This window comes from Brevibacterium sp. SMBL_HHYL_HB1 (assembly GCF_018208375.1).
Classification (GTDB): domain Bacteria; phylum Actinomycetota; class Actinomycetes; order Actinomycetales; family Brevibacteriaceae; genus Brevibacterium; species Brevibacterium intestinavium.
In genome coordinates, this window is sequence record NZ_CP062936.1 from 73,520 (window position 1) to 95,445 (window position 21,926).

Sequence of the window (21,926 nt, forward strand, 5' to 3'; positions counted from 1 at the left end):
ACTGTATGGAACATGGGTTCATTATTTCGCACGGGTGAGAGGGTGCTCCCGGGCTCGACCTATCGTGCCGTGGCCATCGTGACCATCACGATCATCGCGGTCGCGCTGTCCTATGGGGCGATCTCCGCCGTCTCGGGTTTCGCCTGGTGGCAGACCCTGCTGCTGGCGATGTTCGCCCTCGGCGGCGCTGCCGAATTCACCTTCGTCGGCGTCATCGCCGCCGGTGGCGCGCCCATCCTCGCCGTTCTGGCCGGGCTGCTCGTCAATTCCCGCAACTTCGCCTTCGGCATCGCCGTCGGCCCCTTCTTCCCCCAGGACTGGCGCGCGCTCATCGCCTCCCACTGGATCAACGACGAATCCACCGCGATCTCACGCACCGGACGCAACGACCGTGCCAGATGGCACGCCTTCCTGCTCATGGGCGCTGCGATCGCCCTCATGTGGCCCAGCGGCGCCATGGTCGGTCAGTGGCTGGGCAATGTCATCGACGCCGATCTGCTCGGTCTCGATGCGGCCTTCCCGATCATCCTCTTCTGCCTCATCCGCGGGGATCTGAAGAACCGCGCCACGCTGTCCCTGACGGTGGCCGGCATCCTCATCGCCGTGGCGCTCACACCGCTGCTGCCCTTGGGGCTGGGCGCGGTGACCTCATTGTCCGTGTTCGTCCTCGTCGCCGCCGGATGGGCGGTGCGCTGGCTGCTCGGCCGTCGCCGACGCGGTCTGCCAGGCCGTCGCCGAGGCGGTCTGCCGGGCCGCCGCCGAGGCGGGACTGCGGACGAGGGCCGGAATCCTGCCGACGACGAACGGGCGGGCACGGCGATTGAGGCCCCGACAGGGGACGAGGAGGGACGGGCATGAGCGCAGGAAGCTTCCTCATCGCCCTGGCCGCGCTGAGCATCGGAACCTATCTCATGCGCTTCGCCGGGGTGAAGCTCGGTGCGGCCATCGCCACGAAGGGGCGACGGTCGCGAGCCGGTCAGGTCGGTTCGGTCGCCTCGGCGAACCCAGCTGCCTCGGCGAGCCCGTCCACCTCGGCGAACCCGAACGATCAGTCCGCCTCGGCGGACTCGACCGAACGGGTGACGATGTGGATGGACCGGGCCACCGTCGTGCTCATCGGTGCCGTGTGCGCGACGACCGCGGTCTTCGACGGCAAGGACATCGCCGATCCGGCCCGCCTCATCGGCGTCGGCGCCGGAGTGCTGGCCTCGATCCTGCGCGTGCCGATGCTGCTGGCCGTGATGATCGGCATGGCCGTGTGCGCGATCATCCGCACGACCGGGATGCTGTGAGGGGTGAGGTGCTCTGACGGGACCATTGAGGGCACGCCTGCCGAGCGACCTGAGGTCGCACGCACGGCCTCTGAGAATGTCATGAGCCGGGCGTGGGCAATTGCCCAGGATCCGTCTCCCGGGACTGCTTGGGGCGGCAGTCATTGCTAGGGTGAGAGAATGGAATACATCGCGGGCTTTCAGCGTCTCGTCTTTCTTGCCCTGACGGTGGCCGCATTCATCGTCCAGCTCTGGGCCTTCATCGACTGCCTCCGCTTCAAGGACGAGAACTACCGTGCCGTGGACAAGCAGAGCAAGAAGTTCTGGGTCATCCTCCTCGGCATCGGACTCGCACTCGCCCTTCTCGCACTGCCGCCGATGGGCATGCGCATGATCTTCCTCAACATCATCGCCCTCGTCGCCGGCATCGTCTACCTCACCGACGTGCGCCCGAAGATCCGAGCCGTCGATCCGCGCTACCGCAAGCGCTGAGGCCGCACACCGCATGAGCACCGACCTCAACCTGCCGGGCCCCGAGTCCGGCTACATCGCCACGTTCGGATCCGGCGACCCGCACACCCTGTTCGGCCACGGCTTCGCCGGCGCTATCCGCGACACCCGCCCGTTCGGCACCGGAATCACCGGCACCCGCCATTTCCTCCACCTGCCCGGACACGGCGGGCGTCCCTCACCCGGACCCGGATGGAACTACCCGCAGATCGCCGAGGTCCTCGTCGAGGCCCTGAGAGCCACCTCGGCCAGCCGCGCCCTCGGTGTGTCGATGTCGGCCGGCGGGCTGCTCCACCTGCTCAGCACCGCACACCCCGTGACCGCCGACCTCGACAGGATCGCGCTCGTGCTCCCGGCCTCCTTCACCGGCTTCTCCGCCGAGGTGGCCGAGGCCAACCGCTCCCACCTCGAAAGACTGCGGAGCCTGGTCGCCGCCGAGGACATCGACGGAATCGTCGACCTCATGCTCTCGCGCGAACCCGCCGAGGTCGCCCAGATGCCGCCTGCGCGGTCCTGGACGAGGTCGAAAGCGGAGAACCTCGTGCGCACGGACATGTCCGACGGGCTCGGCCTCGCCCTCGAGATCGCCGTCGACGACACTTCGGTCGCCGCCGAGAATCTGCGTGACTTCGCCGGTGAGGTCCTCGTCCTCACGCACGAGGACGATCCCGCACATCCGGTCGAAGTCGCCGAGGCGATCCACGCGGCCATCCCCGGCTCTGACCTCGAAGTGCTCCCCGCCGGATCGATCCTGTGGCGCGGACGTCAGGAAGTGCGTGGGATCCTGGGCGAATTCTTCGGCTGATGGTTGGCTAGACTGTCCCCGTGCGCATCTCCGTCCTGTCCCTCCACACCTCGCCCGCCGCTCAGCCCGGCCAGGGCGATGCCGGGGGAATGAACGTCTACGTCGACCAGTCCGTGCGTGCGCTCGCCGCCGCCGGGCACCGGGTCGATGTGTTCACCGCCGACCCCGGCGGGATCGACGGCACCGGCGGCACCGGTCAGCGGCTGCAGATCTCCGAATCGATCACGCTGCACCACCTGCCGGTCGACGCCAGGACGAAGGACGAACTCGCCGACGCCATCGACGAACTCGCCCGGCTGCTCATCGACCATCCGGGCTTCCGTGCCGCCGAATTCGTCTGGGCCCACTATTGGATCTCCGCCGAGGCGGGTCTGCGCGCCCATGACATCGCCGGGGAATCCGTCCGTCCTCCCCTCGCCGTGAGCATGCACACGATCGGTGCGGTGAAGAACCGCGATTCGGAGACCAGTCACGAACGTCCCCAACGGCTGCAGGCCGAGGAGCGGATCGCGGCCGAGGCCGACCTGCTCGTGGCCGCCACCCCCGCCGAACGACGGGATCTGATCAGCGAGCTGCGAGCCGATCAGGACTCCATCGTCATCGCCCGCCCCGGCGTCGACCACTGCCTCTACCGGCCCGCCGCGAAGTCGGCGGCCAGGCAGCGGCTCGGCCTGCCCGATGACGAGGCCATCGTCCTCTACGTCGGTCGGATGCAGTTCATCAAAGGAACCGACGTCGCCGTCGACTCCCTGGCCGATCTGCGCAGGCGCAATCCGCACCTGGCCTCTCGGACCCGCGGGATCCTCCTCGGCGCGGTCTCCGGCGTCGACGCGGGAGGCACCGCCCGGTCGGCGTCCCCGCTGCCCGGCAGCGGCTCCTCGTCCTATCTGCGGCAGCTGACCACCGCCATCTCCGCCGAGCCCAGCGTCGAGGTCCGCCCGCCCGTTCCCGCCCACGTCCTCGTCGATTACTATCGGGCCGCTGATGTGCTCATCGTTCCCTCGCGCAGCGAATCCTTCGGGCTCGTCGCCGCCGAGGCGGCCGCCTCCGGACTGCCCGCGATCGCCTCGGCGGTGGGAGGACTGCCCGAAATCGTCGAACACGGCCACTCGGGACTGCTCATCGCCGACCACAACCCCCACCACTGGGCGACGGCGATCGAAACCCTGCTGAGCGATGAGCACTTCCGTGCCGAGCTGGGAGCCCACGGCGTCGAACGCGCCGACCGCTTCGACTGGGGCCGCACCGTCGCCGCCGTCCTCGACGCCCTGCCCGCCGCCGTGCCGGCGGGATGCTGCGAGGCCCTCGGGGTGTTCTGACCGACTAGAGTCGACGCTGAGCACGGAAGTCGAACGAAGGAGCTTGATCAGATGAGCACCGACACCGAGGAGATCCTCGACGGCGTGCGCGCCTGGGCGGAGGAGAACGACGTCGCCGTCGACTCGGTCGCCGCCTCCGAGATCGTTGTCACACTGCCGGGTGAGAAGAAGCTCAAGACGAACGTCGCCATCAGCGTCTTCGCTCGCACCGCACACCTGCAGGCCTTCGTCATCCGCCACCCCGACGAGAACTCGGCCGAATTCAACCGGTGGCTGCTGCAGAAGAATCTCAAACCCGGCCCTGTGACCTTCGCGATCGACAGCCTCGGCGATGTCTACCTGCGCACGAGCGTGCCCCGGGAGCATCTCCTCGACGAACTCGATGCGCTGCTCGGGGCGATGCTCGACGCTGCCGACTCCTCGTTCAACGAACTCCTCCTCATCGGATTCCTCACCGGGATGAAGAAGGAATGGGCCTGGCGGGTCAGCCGCGGGGAGTCGACGCGCAACCTCGCGGCCTTCGAACAGGTGCTCAGCGGTGAGGACAACGAATTCCTCGCCGCCGGACCCGAGGCGGAAGCCGAGTCCGCGTCCGAGTCAGAGTCCCGAGCCCGGGCCGGCGGCGAATCAGGGCAGCGATGACGGAGGACGGGGCCCGACCGGAGAACGTCGACGAATACATCGCGTCGTTCTCCGACCGACGCCGCCGGGACTTCCTCACCCGGCTGCGCGAGCTCTGCCGGGCCGAGGCGCCGACTGCCGCTGAGAGCCTCAAATGGGGCAATCCCGCGTATTCCCTCGGCGCGATCCTCTTCATGTTCGCCGGTTACTCGAAGCACGCGAACTTCGCCTTCACCCCGAGCACGAAGGACGCGTTCGCCCACCGGCTGGGCGATTTCGAGACCGGGAAGGGAACGATCAAGCTGCCCTACGACCGCGACATTCCGACCGAGCTGCTGACCGAGATGATCGCCCACCGGATCCGCGAATTCGAGGTCGACGGGGTCAAATGGATGTGAGGCCGAGCCCGCTCGGGCGGCAGGGGCCGACTCACTTCAGCGGCAGCTTGAGCCCTTCGTGGCTGGCCTCGTATCCGAGGCGAGAGTAGAAGCGCTGCGCATCGGTGCGTGACCTGTCGGTGGTCAGCTGGGCGAGGCCCGCGCCGAAGCGGCGACCGCAGTCATGCGCCCACTCGAAGACCGCCGTGCCGAGGCCGAGCCCCTGCGCGGCGGCACCGATCCGCACCGCCTCGATCTGCAGCCGCAGAGTGCCCCGACGGGACAGGCTGGGAATGAGGCTCAGCTGTAGGGTGCCGACAACGCTCGCGCCCTCCTCAACGGCGACGAGCAGCTGATTGGGATCGGCCGCGATGAGGGCGAAGGCGCGTCCATAGGCGGCCGCATCATCGGCGCCGTCGCTGCCCTCGCGGGCGGTGCCGAGCACATCATCGCGCAGCAGCTCGACGAGAGCGGGCACATCCGACTCGGTGGCCCGCCGGACGACGAATCTCCGCCCCGCCGTCTCCAGGGTCTCGGGAGCGAACCCGTCGAACCCTCTGGCCGGTCCGACCGGGGCCTTTCCGGCCGGGGTCGGACCGGCCGGGGATGCTTCGTCTCGACTGCCTCCCGTCGCCGCCGCGCCCGCCTGCGCCTCATCGCTCATCGGCCGAGGTTCTCACTCACGGCAGCCGCAGGCTCGGACTCGCCGAGGGACCCGTCGACCGGCGGCTTGCCGTAGGGGCGGCGGGCGAAGACCGACGCCAGAAGGGCGCCGGAGACGTTGTGCCACACACTGAAGACCGCTCCGGGCAGGGCCGCCAGCGGCGAGAAGTACGTGGTCGCCAGGGTCGAGGCGAGCCCGGAGTTCTGGAGGCCGACCTCGAAGGACAGCGCCCGACGCGTCGGCGTGTCGAGCCGGCAGGCTGCGGCCACACCATAGCCGACGCCCAGCCCGAGCACATTGTGCGTGACGATTGCCAGCAGCACGAGCACACCGGCCGTGGCGATCGACTCGGCCGAACCGGCCACGACGATGGCGACGATATAGGCGATGGCGATCGAGGCCAGCCACGGCAGCACCGGGGAGATCCGGTCGACGAGGTTCGAGGCGACGACGCGGATGATGACGCCGACGATGACGGGCCCGAGCACGGTCTGGCAGATCGTGACGAACATCGACCAGAACGGCACATCCATGTACGAACCGGCCAGCCACAGGGTCAGCAGCGGGGTCAGTATCGGGGCGAGCAGAGTCGACAGGGTCGTGACCGACACGGACAGTGCCGTATCGCCCTTGGCCAGATAGGTGACCACGTTCGAGGCCGTGCCGCCGGGGGCGCAGCCGACGAGGATGACGCCGACGGCGATCTCCGCCGGCAGTCCGTAGACCGTGACGACGAGGAGGCCGAGCAGCGGCATCGCCACGAACTGGGTGACGACGCCGAGGACGGCGATCCAGGGGCGCTTGGCGATGCGGGTGAAGTCCGGCAGCGTCAGCGTCAGCCCCATGAAGAACATGACGACGCCCAGCGACCAGGTGATCGACGGTGCCAGCGGGTTGAAGGCATCGGGCAGGAGGAACCCGAGCACGCCGGCGATGACGACGAGGACCGGCAGGGCCGTGACGGCGATGATCGAACTGCGGTCGGCGGTCGGCGCCGCGGTGGTGTTTCCGGAGGACCGGTGGGCTGGTGCGTCAGGCATGGACATAGGCTACTCGTTCCGCACCACCGATCGAGTGTGTATTGCCATTCGAGACAGCATGTCGAATAGTGAGAGTTACGGTCGCGGGTCGCTTCCGCACCGGGTCGTGCGAAAATGGAGCCATGACGTATAACCTCATCCTGCTGCGCCACGGCGAGAGCGAATGGAACCAGAAGAATCTGTTCACCGGATGGGTCGACGTGACCCTGACCGACAAAGGCCGCGCCGAAGGCGCACGTGCCGGCGAACTCCTGCGCGAGAAGGAGCTCATCCCCGACGTCGTCTACACCTCCCGGCTCAAGCGTGCGATCCTCACCGCGAACATCGCGCTGGAGGCCGTCGATCTGTCCTGGCTCGACGTCCATCGCAGCTGGCGCCTCAACGAACGCCACTACGGCGCCCTGCAGGGGAAGAACAAGAAGGAGATCCGGGAGGAGTTCGGCGAAGAGCAGTTCATGATCTGGCGCCGGTCCTTCGACACCCCGCCTCCGGCCCTGGCCGACAGCTCCGAGTTCTCGCAGGCGGGTGAGGCCCGCTACGCCAACCTCGGTGATTCGCTGCCGCGCACCGAGTGCCTGGCCGATGTCATCGACCGCCTCCTGCCCTACTGGTACGACGTCCTGGTCCCCGAACTCTCCGCCGGAAAGACCGTGCTCGTGGCCGCCCACGGCAATTCGCTGCGCGCGTTGGTCAAGCACCTCGACGGAATCTCCGATGCCGACATCACGGGCCTGAACATCCCGACCGGCATCCCCCTGCATTACGAACTGACCGAGGACTTCACCCCGGTCAGGCCCGGCGGCACCTACCTCGACCCCGCAGCCGCCGAGGCCGCGATCGGGCAGGTCGCCAACCAGGGCCGCTGACCGCTGGCGGCCGTTCAGCGGTGGGGCCGGCGGCGGTTCGGGACCAGGAGCCGGCGTGCGGCTACGCCGCCGTCTCGTCGGCGCCGGCGATCGCCTGCATCTGCTCGAGCAGCCGGACGATCGCCGGCGACGAGGACATCGACTGGCGCCACACGAGGTGGATCGTGCGCGCGATCGCGGGATCGTCCAGGGGCACGACCGTGACGTCGCTGGGCAGATGCGGGCGCCCCAGTCGGGGGACGAGGGCGAGCGCCCCCATAGCGCGGACGAATTCGACCTGGGTGTCGTACTCCAGTGCCCAGTACTCGATGCGCGGCTGACTGTGCAGGTCCTCGAACAGGGCGGTCAGCCAGCGATGGCACACGGCGTTGCGCGGGGCCGAGACGAACACCTGACTGACGAGGTCGGGCCGTCCCACCTCGGCGCGGGTGGCCAGATGGTGATCGCGGTGCATGATGATGTCGGCCCGGTCGACGGTGATGAGCGCGGAGGCGAGCGTCGGCGGCAGCGACAGCGACGAGTTGTTCCAGTCGAAGATCAGCGAGGCATCGATCCTGCCGGCGGTGACCATTTCGATGAGCTCTTCGGGCTCCTCTTCGATGTTCGTCACCGTCAGCTCGGGGGCGGCGGCCCGCAGCGGCGGCAGAGACGGCACGAGGAGGCCGCGGATGCCGGTGGAGAACCCGCCGACGGTGATGCGCCCGCGCGGCTGTCCCGAGCTGGCCCGGGCCTCCGACTCGAGGCTTTCGAGGTCTTGGAGGACCGAGGCGCCGCGCCTGCTCAGCTCGCGGCCCATCGGCGTCAGCGCGATCCCGCGGCCGGTGCGCTCGGTCACCGGCGATCCGAGTTGGCGCGAGAGCTTCTGCAGCTGGTGGCTCACCGCCGCCGGCGTGTACCCGAGGGAGTCCGCCGTCGCGGTCACCGAGCCGAAGGAGTCGAGTGCGACGAGGGTGCGCAGGGCGACAGTGTCGATCATCAAATAATCCTAACGAAATCTTAGAATGACTTTCAATGGAATTTTGATCATCGAGCTGAGATCCTGGGACCATGCGCCCGGTTCACATCATGCTCGCCCTGCTCGTCGTCGTTCTCTGGGGCGTCAACTTCGTCTTCATCGACATCGGTCTGCGCGATTGGCCGCCGATGCTGCTCGCCGCTGCACGCTTCACCTTCGTCGTCATCCCCGCCATCGTCTTCGTTCGCTTCCCCCGCGGCAGCTTCGGTCGTATCCTGCTCATCGGGGTGTTCATGACCGCCGGACAGTTCGCGCTGCTCTACACAGCCATGTCCCTCGGGCTGCCGGCCGGGCTGGCCTCGATCGTCATCCAGATCCAGGCTGCCTTCACCGTCATCGTCGCCGCCCTCGCCCTCCGCGAGGTTCCGCGCCGCCGGCAGGTGCTGGGCATCGTCATCGGAGTGTCCGGACTCGCCGTCATCGGGCTGAGCCTGCAGGCGGCGGTGCCGGTCGCGGCCTTCCTCATCGCGCTCGCCGCAGCCCTGTCGTGGGCGGTCGGCAACGTCATCGCCCGCGGCGTGGGCGAGGGCATCAACGGCGTCCAGATGACCGTGTGGTCGGCGGCCGTGGCCCCGATCCCTCTGGTGGCGCTGTCGACGCTCATCGACGGGCCCGCCGAGGTGGCCGAGGCGCTCATGCACCCGACGTGGGGTGTTGCCGCCTCGGTCGTCTACACCGCCGGTCTGGCCTCGCTCGTGGGCTACGTCATCTGGAATTCGCTGCTGGCCCGCTTCCCGGCCGCCCAGGTCGCTCCGTTCTCCCTGCTCGTGCCCGTCGTCGGGGTGCTGTCGGCATGGGTGTTCCTCGGCGAGCGGCCCACCGGCGCAGAGATCATCGGCGGGACGCTGCTCGTCCTCGGTGTGGCCGTGACGACCGGGGTGATGACCACTCTTGCCCGCAGCCTGCCCGGCCGTGGCCGCAGAGCCGACAGGGCCGTCATCGACGAGTCGGTCACTTCTTCGACAGATCCGGCTCCCAACTGCCGGTGAGCAGGTACTCGACCTTCTGAGACACCGACACCGCGTGGTCGCCGAAGCGCTCGTAGTAGCGTGAGAGCAGGGTGACGTCGGCGATGTGTCGGGGAGCGAGGCTGCCGGCGGGCACCTCGGCGAGTTTGGCGAAGACGCTCAGATGCAGCTCATCGAGCTCCTCGTCGATCGCATTGATCGTGGGCACCGCGGACAGACCGGGGTTCGACAGCAGGCTCTGCGTGGCCTCGGCGATCTTCTCGCCGGATTCACCCATGCGGGCGAACGTCGATTCGAAGGTCTCGGGGATCGCCGATTCCGGATAGCGGATGCGCACCTGCTGGGCGATGTGGCGGGCGAGGTCGCCCATGCGCTCGAGTGAGGTCGACATCCGCAGGGACCCGATGATGGCACGCAGATCGGCGGCGACGGGCGCCTGCAGCGCGAGCATCTCCGCGGCCTGCTGATCGAGGGTGAACTGCATGTTGTCGATGACGACGTCGGCCTCGATGACCTGCTCGGCCAGCTCGAGGTCGTTGCTGTGCAGAGCCTGATTCGCCAGGCGAATCGCGTCGAGGGCCTTGGTGGACATGCCGACCAGCTGGGTGGCCAGATCGTCCAGTTCGTTTCTGAAGACTTCGCGCATTGACGGCGGTTCCTAACTCTCAGGCGTGCGGGGGCGGTTCGCATCGGGACGTCGGCGGCATCGTGACGTCGCTGGGTGTGCGCATCCGATCGTCAGCCGCCCACGGCCGTGAGCGGCCGGTGGGTGCGGAGCGGGGAGCGCAGGCACACAGATCTCAGCGTCGCAGGCGCGGGTGAACGTCGATTGTCGGGAAGGTGAATTCCTCGGCAAATGGGGTCAGCGAAGGTGAACTCGGTGCACCGAGACGCCCGAGTGCGCCTAAGCTTGTGGTCGTGGATCTCTTGGTAGTGGCGGTCCTGACCGGCGTCGTCGGCCTGGGACTGGGCATAGCGGGCATTCTGGCGTTCCGATTCAGCGAACGCTCCCGTGATGCTGCCGATCTGCACTCCGAAGACGACCTGCCCGAAGGCATCGCCGAGGTGCTCGCCGTCCTGCCCTCGGCCGCGATCGTCATCGACGCCGGCGACGATGTCGTCAAAGCCTCCCCAGCCGCCTATACCTTCGGCCTGGTCAGAGGCCATTCGCTCGCCTCTGCCGAGATGCTGCGCGTCGTCGGCCGAGTCCGGGCCCGCGGCCTCATCGAGGAGATCGACCTCGAGCAGACGCGGGAGAACTCCGAATCGGTGCTGCGCTACCTCCACGCCCGTGTCGCTCCCCTGGGCACCTCCTTCGTGCTCGTCCTCTGCGACGACCAGACCGAATCGGTGCGCGTCGACGCCGTCCGTCGTGACTTCGTGGCCAATGTCTCCCACGAACTCAAGACCCCGATCGGCGCGATGGCCCTTCTCGCCGAGGCGGTCACGGACTTCGCCGACGACCCGGCCGCGGTCGAGCGCTTCGGCGGACGCATGCAGCGGGAGTCGAAGCGCCTGACCCAGCTGGTCCAGGAGATCATCGACCTCTCCCGCGTCCAGGACCATGCGGCGCCGGCGACCACGGAGAAGATCTCCGCCGCCGAGGTGGTCGACGACGCCGCCGACCGCGCCCGGACAGGGGCCGAGGGCAAGAACATCCACATCGAGATCTCGCCACCGGCGGATCTGCTCATCGAGGGCAACTACGAACTGCTCGTCAACGCCGTCCGCAATCTCATCGACAACGCCATCAACTACTCACCCGACGGCACTCGCGTCGGGGTCGGAGTCGAACTCGTCGACGAACGCGTCGAGATCTCCGTGGCCGATCAGGGCATCGGCATGTCCGCGCAGGACACCGAGCGGGTCTTCGAACGCTTCTACCGCGTCGATCCGGCCCGGTCGCGGATCACCGGAGGAACGGGCCTGGGCCTGAGCATCGTCAAGCACATCATCGCCACCCACGGCGGAGAGGTGCGGGTGTGGAGCCAGCTGGGCAAGGGCTCGACGTTCACCATCGTGCTGCCGCTGGCCGGAACCTCGTCCGACCAGGAGGCCAGCGATGCCGCCCCGCAGGGCGTCCTCATCGAGCACTCGGCCGAAATCGCCGGCACCGCCTCGACGGGCAGGGCAGGGGCCCCCGACGGGCCCGGTGAGGCGGATGCGCCCGGCGAGGGCGACGGAACCGGCGAGGCGGACGACAGCACGCCCTCGGGCGACGATAATGAAGATGACGGCGACGTCGGCAGAGGCGATGACCGCGCCGCGAGAGATGCCGCCCGTGCCGGCGATGAGGGCTCGTCCCGGAGGCCGGGCGGCTCACCCCAGGATCTGACCGATGGAAGCGAACAAAGGAAGCTCACAACGTGACTCGTATTCTGCTTGTCGAGGACGAGGACTCGTTCTCGGACCCGCTGTCGTACCTGCTCGGTAAGGAAGGGTACGAGGTGACGGTCGCCGATGACGGACTGAAGGCTCTGGCGGAATTCGACCGCAGCGGCGCCGATCTCGTCCTGCTCGACCTCATGCTGCCCGGGGTCTCCGGCACCGAGGTGTGCCGTGAGCTGCGTGCGAAGTCGAATGTGCCGATCATCATGCTCACGGCCAAGGACTCGGAGATCGACAAGGTCGTGGGACTCGAACTCGGCGCCGATGACTATGTGACGAAGCCCTACTCCTCGCGTGAGCTTCTGGCGCGTGTGCGTGCGGTGCTGCGTCGCAATGTCGAGACCGAGGAAATCGACGACGAGTCCGTGCTCGAGGCCGGGGGAGTGCGCATCGACGTCGAACGCCATGTCGTGTCCGTCCGCGGTGAGGAGCTGTCCATGCCGCTCAAGGAGTTCGAGCTGCTCGAGATCCTCGTGCGCAACTCCGGACGAGTGATGACCCGCGGACAGCTCATCGACCGCATCTGGGGCGAGGACTATGTCGGCGATACGAAGACCCTCGACGTCCATGTCAAACGTCTGCGGGCGAAGGTCGAGGTCAATCCCTCGCAGCCGCGACTGCTCACCACGGTGCGCGGTCTCGGCTACAAGTTCGAGGCCTGATCCGAGACTGATTCGAAGGCCCGGCCGAGGGTCGACTCGGAGTCCGGCCGGCCCGGGAACGGTGCTGAATGCGGAAGGAGCCGCTCACACGATGTGAGCGGCTCCTTCCGTGCACCGGGTGTGCTGGAGTCCAGGATCAGCCGTTGGCCGCGGCGGTCCCCTCGGTGGCGGCCTCGTCGGTGGAGGTCGCGTCCTCGCTGGGGACGTTCGACGGCGACTTGGAGGGCACGTACTGCTCGTAGTAGGGCAGGGAGTCCGTGAGCAGCTGGGCCTCGATGATCTTCTCCTCGCCGCCGACGCCGACCGTGACCTCGACGAGGTCGCCGGGCTCGGCATCGAGCTGGTCGACGGTGACGACATCCTCGGTCGTGGTCGCAGGGCTCTCAGGGTCCTGGACGAAGGTCTCTCCGGCCTTGACCGATTCGGTCACCGAGGTGCCGGCGACATCGACGGAGACCTTTGCCGTCGAATCGCCCTTGTTGATCAGGGTGAAGAACAGCTGAGCCGGTCCTTCGCCGGTCTCGTCCGTGATGAGCATGAGCCCACGGACCTCGACGTCACCGACAGTGCCCCAAGCTCCATCGCCGCCGTTGTAGTGGTACTCGGCTGTCTGGTGGGGAGACAGCAGGCTTGCACATCCGCTGACGGGAACGACGAGAGCGAGTGCGGCAACGGCGAGAGCCGCGCGGTTGTGCCGTTTCATTGTGCTCCTTGAAGTGGCAATACAAGATCAGTCTGTATACTACCCCGTTTTTGACCTGCTGTAGAACCAGATCCCTCCCGTGGGCGAAGTCGAGACGGTGCGCGGTTGGGGCGACCCGCCGGATTCGACGTTGAGACAACTCACCCGATGACGATGTTCTCGCTGGCGAGGAGGTCGCAGGGGGTGCCCGGTGCGGGTTGAGGGGCGGAGCCTAGCATGAAGATTCATTGCTCCGGGCGATTTCTGTGGCGAGCCTCATGGTAAACTGGGATTCCGCGAAAGGGGTTTGAAGAGAATATGAGTTTCCAGGTCGGCGACACTGTTGTCTATCCACATCACGGTGCAGCGACAATCCAAGAAATCAAGAAGCGATCCATCAAAGGTGAGGAGAAACTGTATCTCAAGCTCCAGGTCGCCCATGGTGATCTAGTGATCGAGGTCCCGGCCGAGAACTGCGACCTCGTCGGTGTGCGAGATGTCGTCGGTGAGGAAGGCGTGGAGAAGGTCTTCACCGTCCTCCGCGCGGAATTCGTCGAAGAGCCTGCCAACTGGTCCCGCCGCTACAAGGCCAATCTTGAGAAGCTGCAGTCCGGCGACGTGATCAAGGTCGCCGAGGTCGTCCGTGACCTCTGGCGCCGCGAGCAGGACCGCGGCCTGTCGACCGGAGAGAAGCGCATGCTCTCGAAGGCGCGTCAGATCCTCGTGTCCGAACTCGCCCTGGCTGAGAAGAAGGAAGAGTCCGAGGCAGAGGCTCTGCTGGACGAAGTGCTCGCATCCTGAGCACCTGTGTCATCCTCGCGGCTGCGGGGTCGGGGACTCGCCTGGGCGGCGATGAACCGAAGGCTTTCGTTCGTGTGAACGGGCGCAGCCTGTTGACCCGCAGTCTTGAGGCGATCAACTCCTCGGGAGTGGCTTCCGCAGTCGTGGTGGTCGCTCCCGAGGAGTTTCTCGTCCGTGCCCGCGAGGAAATCTCCGCGATAACCGAGAATGGGGAAAGCGGAATATCTATTACAGCCGTAGCCGGGGGAAGCGATCGCACCTCATCAGTGCAAATCGCCTTGAAATATGTCGGGGATGTCGAATTCGTGCTCGTCCACGACGCCGCACGCTGCCTGACCCCGCCCGAGGTGTTCCGCCGTGTGCTCACAGCAGTGCGTTCCGGCGCCGAGGCGGTCGTGCCCGTCCTGCCGATGACCGACACCGTCCGTCCTGCGGTGCCGAAGGAATCGGCCCAGACGCCAGGAGGCGGGCGAGGGGTCGACGAGATTGAGACCGCCGGGGGAGGAGGCGCAGGACCTTCCGCCGCTGCGGCAGGCGAGACTGAGATCCTGCGCGGGGCGTGCGATCGGACCCAGCTGCGGCGCGTGCAGACCCCGCAGGGTTTTCGCGCCGACACCCTCCGTCGCGCTCACGAACAGCACCGGTCGAAGACAACCGCAACGACCGGAGCGAGCGGCGATCCGACCGGCGGTCCCGCGACGTCTGACGGCGCCGCAGCGACCGATGACGCGGGACTGGTCGAACGGCTCGGCTGCGATGTCGTGGCCGTCGCCGGTGACGAAGAGGCTTTCAAGATCACCTACCCGCTCGACCTGCTCCTCGGCGAGCAGCTGGCCCGACTCAGAGATGAGAGCCCCGACGTCGGACCCGGAGGAACCGGCCCCGGCGTCGGACCCGGAGCGGTCGCCCCCCGATGTCGGGCACACGGTGGGACCGCGGCGATGAACGCGATCATCCCCCGCATCGGCGTCGGGGTCGACGTCCATGCCTTCTCCACCGACCCGGAGCGGCAGCTCTGGGTCGCAGGCCTGCTGTGGCCGGGGCAGACCGGACTCGTCGGCCATTCGGACTCGGACGTCGCCGCCCACGCCTGCGCTGATGCGCTGTTCTCGGCCGCCGACCTCGGCGACCTCGGTCAGCACTTCGGCGTCGACCGTCCGGAACTCGCCGGAGCCTCAGGGACCCATCTGCTCGCCGAGGCGGCCCGGATCGTGCGCGAATCCGGCTTCGAGATCGGGAACGTCGCCGTCCAGGTCATCGGGAACCGTCCGAAGATCGGCACTCGACGCCTCGAGGCCGGAAGGGCGCTGTCCGCCGCGGCCGGCGCAGCCGTGTCCGTCTCCGGCACGACCGCCGACGGGCTCGGCCTGACCGGGCGGGGTGAGGGGCTGGCCGCCATCGCCAATGCCGTGGTGTATCCGAGCCGTGGTGCCTCCGAAAGGAGCGGACAGGTTCCGACGTGAAGATCCTGTTCCAGGGCGCCGGCGCCATCGGCGTCGCCGCAGCCGCGCTGTTCACCGATGTCCACGAGGTCGCCGTCGCCGGTCGCACACCCGTGTCCGGATCGCGTGCGGCCTTTCCCCGGAGGGTGGGACACCTCGATCCGGATGGTCCGGCGCCATCGGAGACCCACGGCGGCAGCCACGGCTGGACCGTGACCGATGTGGCATCGACCCGACGCGTCGCCGTCACCGACTTCGCCGGGGCCCGCGCTGCCGGGCCGTGGGATCTCGTGGTCCTCTCCACCCGACCGGGCGAGCTCGACCCGCAGGTCGCCTCGGCGATTCGGCGGATCGCACCGAGGCACATTGCGATCACCAGCCAGGTCGAAGGTGACCTCGACCGGGCCCGAACCGAATTCCCCGCCGCCGAGGTCGTCGTCTTCGCTCCGCTGTTCCTGTCCGAACGCGCCGAGGCGGGTGCGGCCCCGAGCGGGCGTGAGGTCCGCTATTGGGCCCCGATCGGTGCCCCGCGGTTCCTCCTCGCCGGCCGGGCGGCAGCGGTGCGACGACTCGCCCGCGGACTCGGACGACTCGCCCTCCCAGCACCGACGAGCGCCGTGGTGCTTCCGCCGACGGTGTTCATCCCCTATGTCGCCGAACTGAGCATCCAGGGCGGGAACTGGGCCGGGCTGCGATCGCATCTGCACCGCCCCACGCAGGCCGCCGCCGAGGCGGTGCGCTCCCGCCTCGGCGTGCCGGTGCCCACGTCCGCGCTGATCGCTCGCTGCGTGCTCGAGTCGCTGGAGCGGATCGTCCCGATCGACGTCACGACCTACGCCGGTCGTCACTTCGCCCGCCACAGAGGACAGACCCGGGACATGCTCGCCGGGTGGGCGGCAGCGGAGAGCTCGCCGGCTCTTCATGCGCAGATCGCCGAGCTCGACCGGGCCTGACTCGGCGTCGAAGACGACCGGGCCGGGCCGCGGCGGACTCAGACTGCGGCGGTCCGATCGCGCCTGGTGACGACGAGGCCGACGACATAGAGCGCGACGACGAAGAGCAGGGTGCCCACGATCTGGAACCGCACGGACTCGACGGTCAGGCCCAGCCCGATGATCACGGCGATGCCCGCCAGGGTGGCATAGGACAGCCACGGATATCCCCACATGCGCAGCGGCAGAGCGGATCCGGCCGCCTCGGCGCGTCGGCGGAGGACGATCTGAGACACGAGGGTTGCGACCCACGTGACGATCAGCGTCGAACCGACGATGTTGAGCAGCACGCCGAGGACCTCGGCGGCCCAGAAGTAGTTGAGCCCGACGGCCACGAAGCCGAACGCCGAGGTCGCCAGCACCGCCGGCACCGGCACACCACGACGGTTGGTGGTCCGGAGTCCACGGGGGAGCATGGACCGCCGGGACATCGAGAACGCCATCCGGGAGGCGCCGTAGATGTTCGCATTCATCGACGACAGCAGGGCGATGACGATGACCGCTGCCATCAGCGAGGCGGCGAAGGGCAGACCGGCGGTCTCGATCACGGCCACGAACGGCGACTCCGCCAGCCGATCGTCGGTCCACGGCAGGACGAGGACGATGACGGCCACGGACCCGACGTAGAGGAAGAGGATGCGCCACACGATGGTCTTGATCGCCTGGCTGACGCTGCGTTCGGGGTTCGCGGTCTCGGCCGCGGCCACCGCGACGATCTCGATGCCGCCGAAGGCGAAGGCGACGACGAGCAGGCCCGCGGCGACGCCGGAGACGCCGGTGGGCATGAAGCCGTCGGCGAAGATCTGCGCGGGCGGATCGGCCGGGGTCCAGCCGAGGAGATAGGCGAGGCCGAGGAGGAGGAAGAGCCCGACGAAGGCGACCTTGATGAGCGAGAACCAGAATTCGAACTCACCGAAGCTGCCCGAGGCGGTCAGATTGATGGCGGTGAAGACGAGCATGATCGCCAGGGCGATGACCCACTGGGGGACCGATGGAATGTAGGCGGCCGCGATCTGGGCGGCGGCGGTGGCCTCGGCAGCGACGACGAGGCACAGCTGAACCCACCACAGGGCACCCACGGCGAAGGCCGCGGCCGGACCCAGGGCCTTGCCCGCGTAGTGGGAGAAGGCTCCCGGGTTCGGGTCGGCGGCGACGAGTTCGCCGAGCGCTCGCATGACGAAGATGACGATGAGGCCGGCGACGACATAGGACACGAGCACGGCGGGCCCGGCCGCCTGCACGCCGGCGCCGGAGCCGACGAACAGTCCCGCACCGATCGCCGAGCCGAGGCTCATCATCACCAGATGGCGGGGCTTCATCCCCGCCTTGAGGCCGGTGGACGAGCCGGAGAGGTCTGATGCGCCCGACGCCGAGGCGGACACCGCATCGGCCGGCTGCTGTGAATGTGATTCAGGCACCTGTCGAGTCTATCCGTCGGCGGCCGAACACGCAGAAGCGGGTCGCAGCCTGCGAAGCGGCCGCGACCCGCGTCCGTGTCTCATCTGCCGGCATGCCGTTCCGTCGAACCTCGCATGCGTCAGGCGGCAGGGTGCGGGATCAGTACCCGCGCTTGATCCAGTCCTCCAGCGCCGGACGTTCGGCTCCGATCGAGGTCGAATCGCCGTGCCCGGTGAGCACGACGGTCGCCTCGGGCAGTTCGAAGAGGACATCGCGGATCGACTCGATGATCGTCTCGAAGCTCGAGTGCGAGCGTCCGGTGGCCCCGGGCCCGCCGCTGAACAGCGTGTCACCGGAGAACAGCACCGGACCGACGGCCCGGCCGGCTCCGGCGGAGACGGGAGCCGGCAGACCGGTTTCGACGAAGAAGCACGTCGAACCGGGGGAGTGGCCCGGAGTGTGCAGGGCCTTGAGCCGGATCCCGGCGACATTCCAGGTGTCGCCGTCGGAGATCTCACCATCGGGCCGGTAGCTGTCATAGGTCATGTCCCACAGGACGTAGTCGTCCGGGTTGAGGTACACGGGGGGATTGCCGACCCGGTGCGCGAAATCGCGGACCACACCCACATGGTCGTCATGACCGTGGGTGAGCAGGATGGCCTTGACCTCTCTGGACCCGACCGCCTCGGCGATGGCGTCGACGTCGTGGGCCGGGTCGATGACGATGACCTGCGAGTCATCGCCGATGATCCATACGTTGTTGTCCACGTCGAAGGTCTCCCCGTCGAGGGAGAAGGTTCCGGACGTGACGAGATGTTCGATTGCAGTCATCAGAACTCCACCACCGATCTCAGTACCTGGCCGGCATTCATCTTGTCGAATGCCGGCTCGACATCGGCGATGCCGATGCGTTCGGATACGAACTTGTCCAAGGACAGCCGGCCCTGTTCATAGAGGTCGACGAGCATCGGGAAATCGCGCTCGGGCAGGCAGTCGCCGTACCAGGAGGACTTGAGCCTGCCGCCGCGACCGAACACATCGGCCAACGGAACGGTGAGCTCCATCTCCGGGGTGGGCACGCCCACCAGCACGACGGTGCCGGCGAGGTCACGACCGTAGAAGGCCTGCCGCCAGGTCTCCGGGCGGCCGACGGCGTCGACGACCACATCGGCTCCGAATCCGCCGGTGCGCTCCTGGATCGCGCTCACGACCTCGTCCTCGCTCATGCCCTTCGTGTTGACGACATCAGTGGCTCCGAGGTCCTTCGCCCAATCGAGCTTCTTCTCGTCGATGTCCAAGGCGATGATCGTCCCGGCGCCGGCCAGAGCCGAACCGGCGATCGAGGCACAGCCGACTCCGCCGCAGCCGATGACGGCCACGGTCTTGCCGCGGGTGACCTCACCGGTATTGATGGCCGCACCGATGCCGGCCATGACACCGCAGCCGAGCAGCCCGACGACAGCGGGATCGGCTTCGCGGACCTTCGTGCACTGCCCCTCGGCGACGAGGGTCTTCTCGGCGAATGAGCCGATGCCCAGCGCCGGTTCGAGTTCGGTGCCGTCGGTCAGGGTCATCTTCTGCGAAGCATTGTGGGTGTCGAAGCAGTACCAGGGCTCACCGCGCTTGCAGGCACGGCAGTCACCGCAGATGGCGCGCCAGTTGAGGATGACGAAGTCGCCGACCTCGACGCTCGTGACGCCTTCGCCGACCTCGGAGACGACGCCGGCGGATTCATGACCGAGCAGGAACGGGAAGTCATCGCTGACTCCGCCCTCACGGTAGTGGAAGTCGGTGTGGCAGACGCCGCACGACTTCACATCGACGATGACCTCTCCCGGCCCCGGATCGGGGATGACGATGTCGGTGAGTTCGACTGGTACTCCCTTGCTGCGGGAGATGACGCCCTTGACAGTCTGTGGCATTGCGTCTCCTTCTGTCTGCGACGACGGGTGCCCGCTGACGCCGGCACCCGAAGTGGACTGAGTGCGCCCCGGGCGGGGCGCTCACAGTCCCCACCCTAACCAAGCAGCCCATTGTCGACCAGTTGCACGTCCGCACTCCGGGAACCGGCGTCAACGGCCTCGTGCACCGCCGTCAGCGGCCTCGGGATCGCCGTCGGCGGCCTCCGTCACCCGCCCTGTCAGGCGGCAGGAGCGGTCTCGGGCACAGCGCGATCGGTCTCGGGCACAGCGCGATAGTGCGGTGGCCGCGAACTGCGATGAATGCCCGAGGCGGCCGGATGCCAGAGCATCGGGCCGCCTCGGTGAAGGTGTGATCGCGCGTTTCGGATCACCGCCGGCAGGCCGCCCCGGATCGGGGCGTCTGCGCGGTCAGGTGCTCTCCGGTCACTCCTCGTCGGGGTGGTTGCGCAGGTGCAGGATCGCACCCGCCAGTCCGCCCCAGACGGTGACCATGGCGATGATCATCATGATGATTGCTGATGCACCCATTGTCAGGCTCCCTTGTTCTCGGTGGACGGGTTCGCAGTGGAGGCGTTCTCTTCGGCGACGGAGTCGGTGATCGCCGACTCCATCTCATCAATGGTCTGCTTGGGCCATTTGATGATCGAGAGGATGATCGCGGCCACGGCCAGCAGACCGATCATGCCCCAACCGTAGGTGCCGGTGATCAGCGCCGGGTAGTCCTCGTACCCCTCGGTGAGGAAGGTCATGATCTGCGTGATGAGCATGTAGATCAGCACCACGCCGGTGATCGAGATCAGGATCATCCAGATCCAGCCGAGCTTGAAGCTCGAGATCGCGTTGAGGTGACGGCTGAGGACCGGCAGCTTCCGCAGTAGCCAGGCGACGACGACGATCGAGAGCACGGCCGAGCCGACGATGCCGATGTTGTTCGCCCAGGCATCCATGGTGTCGAGGGCGTAGAGGCCGGTGATCGTGGGCATGAGCAGCAGCGAGACGATCGCCATGGCACCGCCGACGACGATCGTCGAGGTGCGGTTGCCCAGGCGGAACTTGTCGCGCAGGGCCTGAATCGGCACCTGCACGATCGAGATCAGCGAGGTCAGTCCCGCGAACACGAGGCAGGCGAAGAAGACGAAGCCGAAGATCGGACCGCCGGGCATCTCGGAGATCAGCGTCGGGAAGCCGACGAAGGCCAGTCCGATGCCGTCGGCTGCGACATCGCCGACCTCGACCCCCTGCGCCGTGGCCATGAAGCCCAGGGCCGCGAAGATGCCGATGCCGGCGAGGATCTCGAATGCGGAGTTCGAGAAGCCGACGACGAGGCCGGCGCCGGTGAGGTTCGTCTTCTTCTTCAGATACGACGCGTAGGTGATCATGATGCCGAAGGCGATCGACAGGGAGAAGAAGATCTGCCCGTAGGCCGCGATCCACACCGAGGGATCGCCCAGTGCTGCGAAGTCCGGGGTGAACAGCGCATTGAGTCCCTCGGCGGCTCCGGGCAGGAACAGCGCCCGGATGACCAGGGCGAGGAAGAGGACGATGAGCAGCGGAATGAAGATCTTCGAGAAACCGGCGATGCCGTTCTGCACGCCCATGAGGAGGACGCCGAGGACGATGATCCAGACGATGATGAGCGGGATGAGCACGCCGGGCACGAACTCGAAGGAGATGCCCGGATCGCCCATCTTGAGGTACTCGCCGAAGAAGAACCCTTCGGCATCGTCTCCCCAGGCCTCCCCGAGCGAGAAGAACATGTACGAACCGGCCCAGCCGACGATCGCGGCGTAGTAGATGCCGATGATGATCGCCACGCCGGTGGCGAACCAGCCGATGGGCTCGGCCGCCTTGTGGGTCATCCGGTAGGACAGCGGGGCCGAACCCCGTGACCGGTGCCCCATCGCGTAGTAGAAGAACAGCAGCGGGATGCCCGCCGACAGCAGTGCGACGAGGTAGGGGATGATGAAGGCGCCGCCTCCGTTGTCGTATGTGACATAGGGGAAGCGCCAGATGTTGCCGAGGCCGACCGCCGAGCCGATGGCCGCGAAGATGAACGCGGATCGGGAGACGAAGACCTCCCTCTGGGGTGATGACTTGATCGACATGATGTCCTTTCCTGACCGGCCGCGATCTCTCGCGACCGAGCTCCGCCCGTGCCGAATCGACCGCGAGGCGGCACGGAC

24 protein-coding genes are annotated in these 21,926 nt (G+C 67.6%); 14 read left to right on the forward strand and 10 right to left on the reverse strand.

Annotated features, from left to right (window positions below; genetic code table 11):
* Positions 1-12 precede the first annotated feature (12 nt).
* The 7 genes from IG171_RS00335 to IG171_RS00365 all read left to right on the forward strand — a co-directional run bounded on the left by IG171_RS00335 (position 13) and on the right by IG171_RS00365 (position 4,924).
* The gene (locus tag IG171_RS00335; RefSeq protein WP_212128978.1) at positions 13-858 is read left to right on the forward strand and encodes an AzlC family ABC transporter permease; all 846 of its coding nucleotides are present in this window, start codon (positions 13-15) and stop codon (positions 856-858) included.
* A complete protein-coding gene (locus tag IG171_RS00340; RefSeq protein WP_212128979.1) occupies positions 855-1,292 on the forward strand; it encodes an AzlD domain-containing protein in 438 nt (145 codons plus the stop codon). Before IG171_RS00335 ends, IG171_RS00340 begins: the two co-directional genes overlap by 4 nt.
* Positions 1,293-1,451: 159 nt before the next feature.
* Positions 1,452-1,763 (forward strand): DUF2516 family protein, encoded by a 312-nt coding sequence (locus IG171_RS00345; protein ID WP_212128980.1) that lies wholly within the window; start codon positions 1,452-1,454, stop codon positions 1,761-1,763.
* Positions 1,764-1,776: 13 nt separating this feature from the next.
* Positions 1,777-2,586: an alpha/beta hydrolase gene (locus tag IG171_RS00350; RefSeq protein ID WP_212128981.1), complete on the forward strand. Its 810-nt coding sequence runs from the start codon at positions 1,777-1,779 to the stop codon at positions 2,584-2,586.
* Positions 2,587-2,606: 20 nt separating this feature from the next.
* Positions 2,607-3,905 (forward strand): glycosyltransferase, encoded by a 1,299-nt coding sequence (locus tag IG171_RS00355; RefSeq protein WP_249203887.1) that lies wholly within the window; start codon positions 2,607-2,609, stop codon positions 3,903-3,905.
* Between the two features lie 51 nt (positions 3,906-3,956).
* On the forward strand, positions 3,957-4,547 hold the full coding sequence (locus tag IG171_RS00360) for a YbjN domain-containing protein (RefSeq protein ID WP_212128982.1): 591 nt from the start codon (positions 3,957-3,959) through the stop codon (positions 4,545-4,547).
* A complete protein-coding gene (locus IG171_RS00365) occupies positions 4,544-4,924 on the forward strand; it encodes a DUF1801 domain-containing protein (RefSeq protein WP_212128983.1) in 381 nt (126 codons plus the stop codon). Before IG171_RS00360 ends, IG171_RS00365 begins: the two co-directional genes overlap by 4 nt.
* A 31-nt stretch (positions 4,925-4,955) precedes the next feature.
* On the opposite strand, the gene IG171_RS00370 is transcribed toward IG171_RS00365, so the two are convergent.
* Together IG171_RS00370 and IG171_RS00375 are read right to left on the reverse strand one after the other, a co-directional pair.
* The gene (locus tag IG171_RS00370; protein ID WP_212128984.1) at positions 4,956-5,567 is read right to left on the reverse strand and encodes a GNAT family N-acetyltransferase; all 612 of its coding nucleotides are present in this window, start codon (positions 5,565-5,567) and stop codon (positions 4,956-4,958) included.
* Positions 5,564-6,607, reverse strand: coding sequence for a bile acid:sodium symporter family protein (locus tag IG171_RS00375; protein WP_212128985.1), 1,044 nt, complete (start codon positions 6,605-6,607; stop codon positions 5,564-5,566). The genes IG171_RS00370 and IG171_RS00375 overlap by 4 nt, the downstream gene beginning before the upstream one ends.
* 122 nt (positions 6,608-6,729) lie before the next feature.
* On the opposite strand from IG171_RS00375, the gene IG171_RS00380 reads away from it, so the two are divergent.
* The gene (locus tag IG171_RS00380; RefSeq protein ID WP_212128987.1) at positions 6,730-7,473 is read left to right on the forward strand and encodes a phosphoglyceromutase; all 744 of its coding nucleotides are present in this window, start codon (positions 6,730-6,732) and stop codon (positions 7,471-7,473) included.
* Between the two features lie 61 nt (positions 7,474-7,534).
* Here the strand turns inward: IG171_RS00380 and IG171_RS00385 are convergent, their stop codons facing one another.
* The gene (locus IG171_RS00385) at positions 7,535-8,449 is read right to left on the reverse strand and encodes a LysR family transcriptional regulator (RefSeq protein ID WP_212128989.1); all 915 of its coding nucleotides are present in this window, start codon (positions 8,447-8,449) and stop codon (positions 7,535-7,537) included.
* Positions 8,450-8,520: 71 nt separating this feature from the next.
* Here IG171_RS00385 and IG171_RS00390 point away from each other — a divergent pair, with 71 nt between their 5' ends.
* A complete protein-coding gene (locus tag IG171_RS00390) occupies positions 8,521-9,477 on the forward strand; it encodes an EamA family transporter (protein WP_212128991.1) in 957 nt (318 codons plus the stop codon).
* On the opposite strand, the gene phoU is transcribed toward IG171_RS00390, so the two are convergent.
* Positions 9,440-10,102 (reverse strand): phosphate signaling complex protein PhoU, encoded by a 663-nt coding sequence (gene phoU, locus IG171_RS00395; protein WP_212128993.1) that lies wholly within the window; start codon positions 10,100-10,102, stop codon positions 9,440-9,442. The genes IG171_RS00390 and phoU overlap by 38 nt on opposite strands.
* A 272-nt stretch (positions 10,103-10,374) precedes the next feature.
* Here phoU and IG171_RS00400 point away from each other — a divergent pair, with 272 nt between their 5' ends.
* Together IG171_RS00400 and IG171_RS00405 are read left to right on the forward strand one after the other, a co-directional pair.
* Complete coding sequence (locus tag IG171_RS00400) at positions 10,375-11,826, forward strand: ATP-binding protein (protein ID WP_249203888.1); 1,452 nt, start codon at positions 10,375-10,377, stop codon at positions 11,824-11,826.
* A complete protein-coding gene (locus IG171_RS00405; RefSeq protein WP_212128995.1) occupies positions 11,823-12,506 on the forward strand; it encodes a response regulator transcription factor in 684 nt (227 codons plus the stop codon). The genes IG171_RS00400 and IG171_RS00405 overlap by 4 nt, the downstream gene beginning before the upstream one ends.
* Positions 12,507-12,642: 136 nt before the next feature.
* On the opposite strand, the gene IG171_RS00410 is transcribed toward IG171_RS00405, so the two are convergent.
* Complete coding sequence (locus IG171_RS00410; protein WP_212128997.1) at positions 12,643-13,209, reverse strand: hypothetical protein; 567 nt, start codon at positions 13,207-13,209, stop codon at positions 12,643-12,645.
* A 297-nt stretch (positions 13,210-13,506) separates the two neighbouring features.
* On the opposite strand from IG171_RS00410, the gene IG171_RS00415 reads away from it, so the two are divergent.
* From IG171_RS00415 to IG171_RS00425, 3 genes are read left to right on the forward strand one after another with little or no spacing between them, the layout of a single operon-like run.
* On the forward strand, positions 13,507-13,989 hold the full coding sequence (locus IG171_RS00415) for a CarD family transcriptional regulator (protein ID WP_212128999.1): 483 nt from the start codon (positions 13,507-13,509) through the stop codon (positions 13,987-13,989).
* An 11-nt stretch (positions 13,990-14,000) separates the two neighbouring features.
* Positions 14,001-15,452: a 2-C-methyl-D-erythritol 2,4-cyclodiphosphate synthase gene (gene ispF / locus IG171_RS00420; protein ID WP_283091858.1), complete on the forward strand. Its 1,452-nt coding sequence runs from the start codon at positions 14,001-14,003 to the stop codon at positions 15,450-15,452.
* Positions 15,449-16,384: a hypothetical protein gene (locus IG171_RS00425; protein ID WP_212129001.1), complete on the forward strand. Its 936-nt coding sequence runs from the start codon at positions 15,449-15,451 to the stop codon at positions 16,382-16,384. The genes ispF and IG171_RS00425 overlap by 4 nt, the downstream gene beginning before the upstream one ends.
* Positions 16,385-16,422: 38 nt before the next feature.
* Here the strand turns inward: IG171_RS00425 and IG171_RS00430 are convergent, their stop codons facing one another.
* From IG171_RS00430 to IG171_RS00450, 5 genes are all read right to left on the reverse strand, one after another.
* Positions 16,423-17,841: an amino acid permease gene (locus IG171_RS00430; protein ID WP_249203891.1), complete on the reverse strand. Its 1,419-nt coding sequence runs from the start codon at positions 17,839-17,841 to the stop codon at positions 16,423-16,425.
* Between the two features lie 139 nt (positions 17,842-17,980).
* Positions 17,981-18,652: an MBL fold metallo-hydrolase gene (locus IG171_RS00435; RefSeq protein WP_212129003.1), complete on the reverse strand. Its 672-nt coding sequence runs from the start codon at positions 18,650-18,652 to the stop codon at positions 17,981-17,983.
* On the reverse strand, positions 18,652-19,743 hold the full coding sequence (locus IG171_RS00440; RefSeq protein ID WP_212129005.1) for an S-(hydroxymethyl)mycothiol dehydrogenase: 1,092 nt from the start codon (positions 19,741-19,743) through the stop codon (positions 18,652-18,654). The genes IG171_RS00435 and IG171_RS00440 overlap by 1 nt, the downstream gene beginning before the upstream one ends.
* Positions 19,744-20,166: 423 nt before the next feature.
* Positions 20,167-20,271: a methionine/alanine import family NSS transporter small subunit gene (locus tag IG171_RS00445; protein WP_212129007.1), complete on the reverse strand. Its 105-nt coding sequence runs from the start codon at positions 20,269-20,271 to the stop codon at positions 20,167-20,169.
* 2 nt (positions 20,272-20,273) lie between these two features.
* On the reverse strand, positions 20,274-21,848 hold the full coding sequence (locus IG171_RS00450) for a sodium-dependent transporter (protein WP_212129009.1): 1,575 nt from the start codon (positions 21,846-21,848) through the stop codon (positions 20,274-20,276).
* Positions 21,849-21,926: the final 78 nt, after the last annotated feature.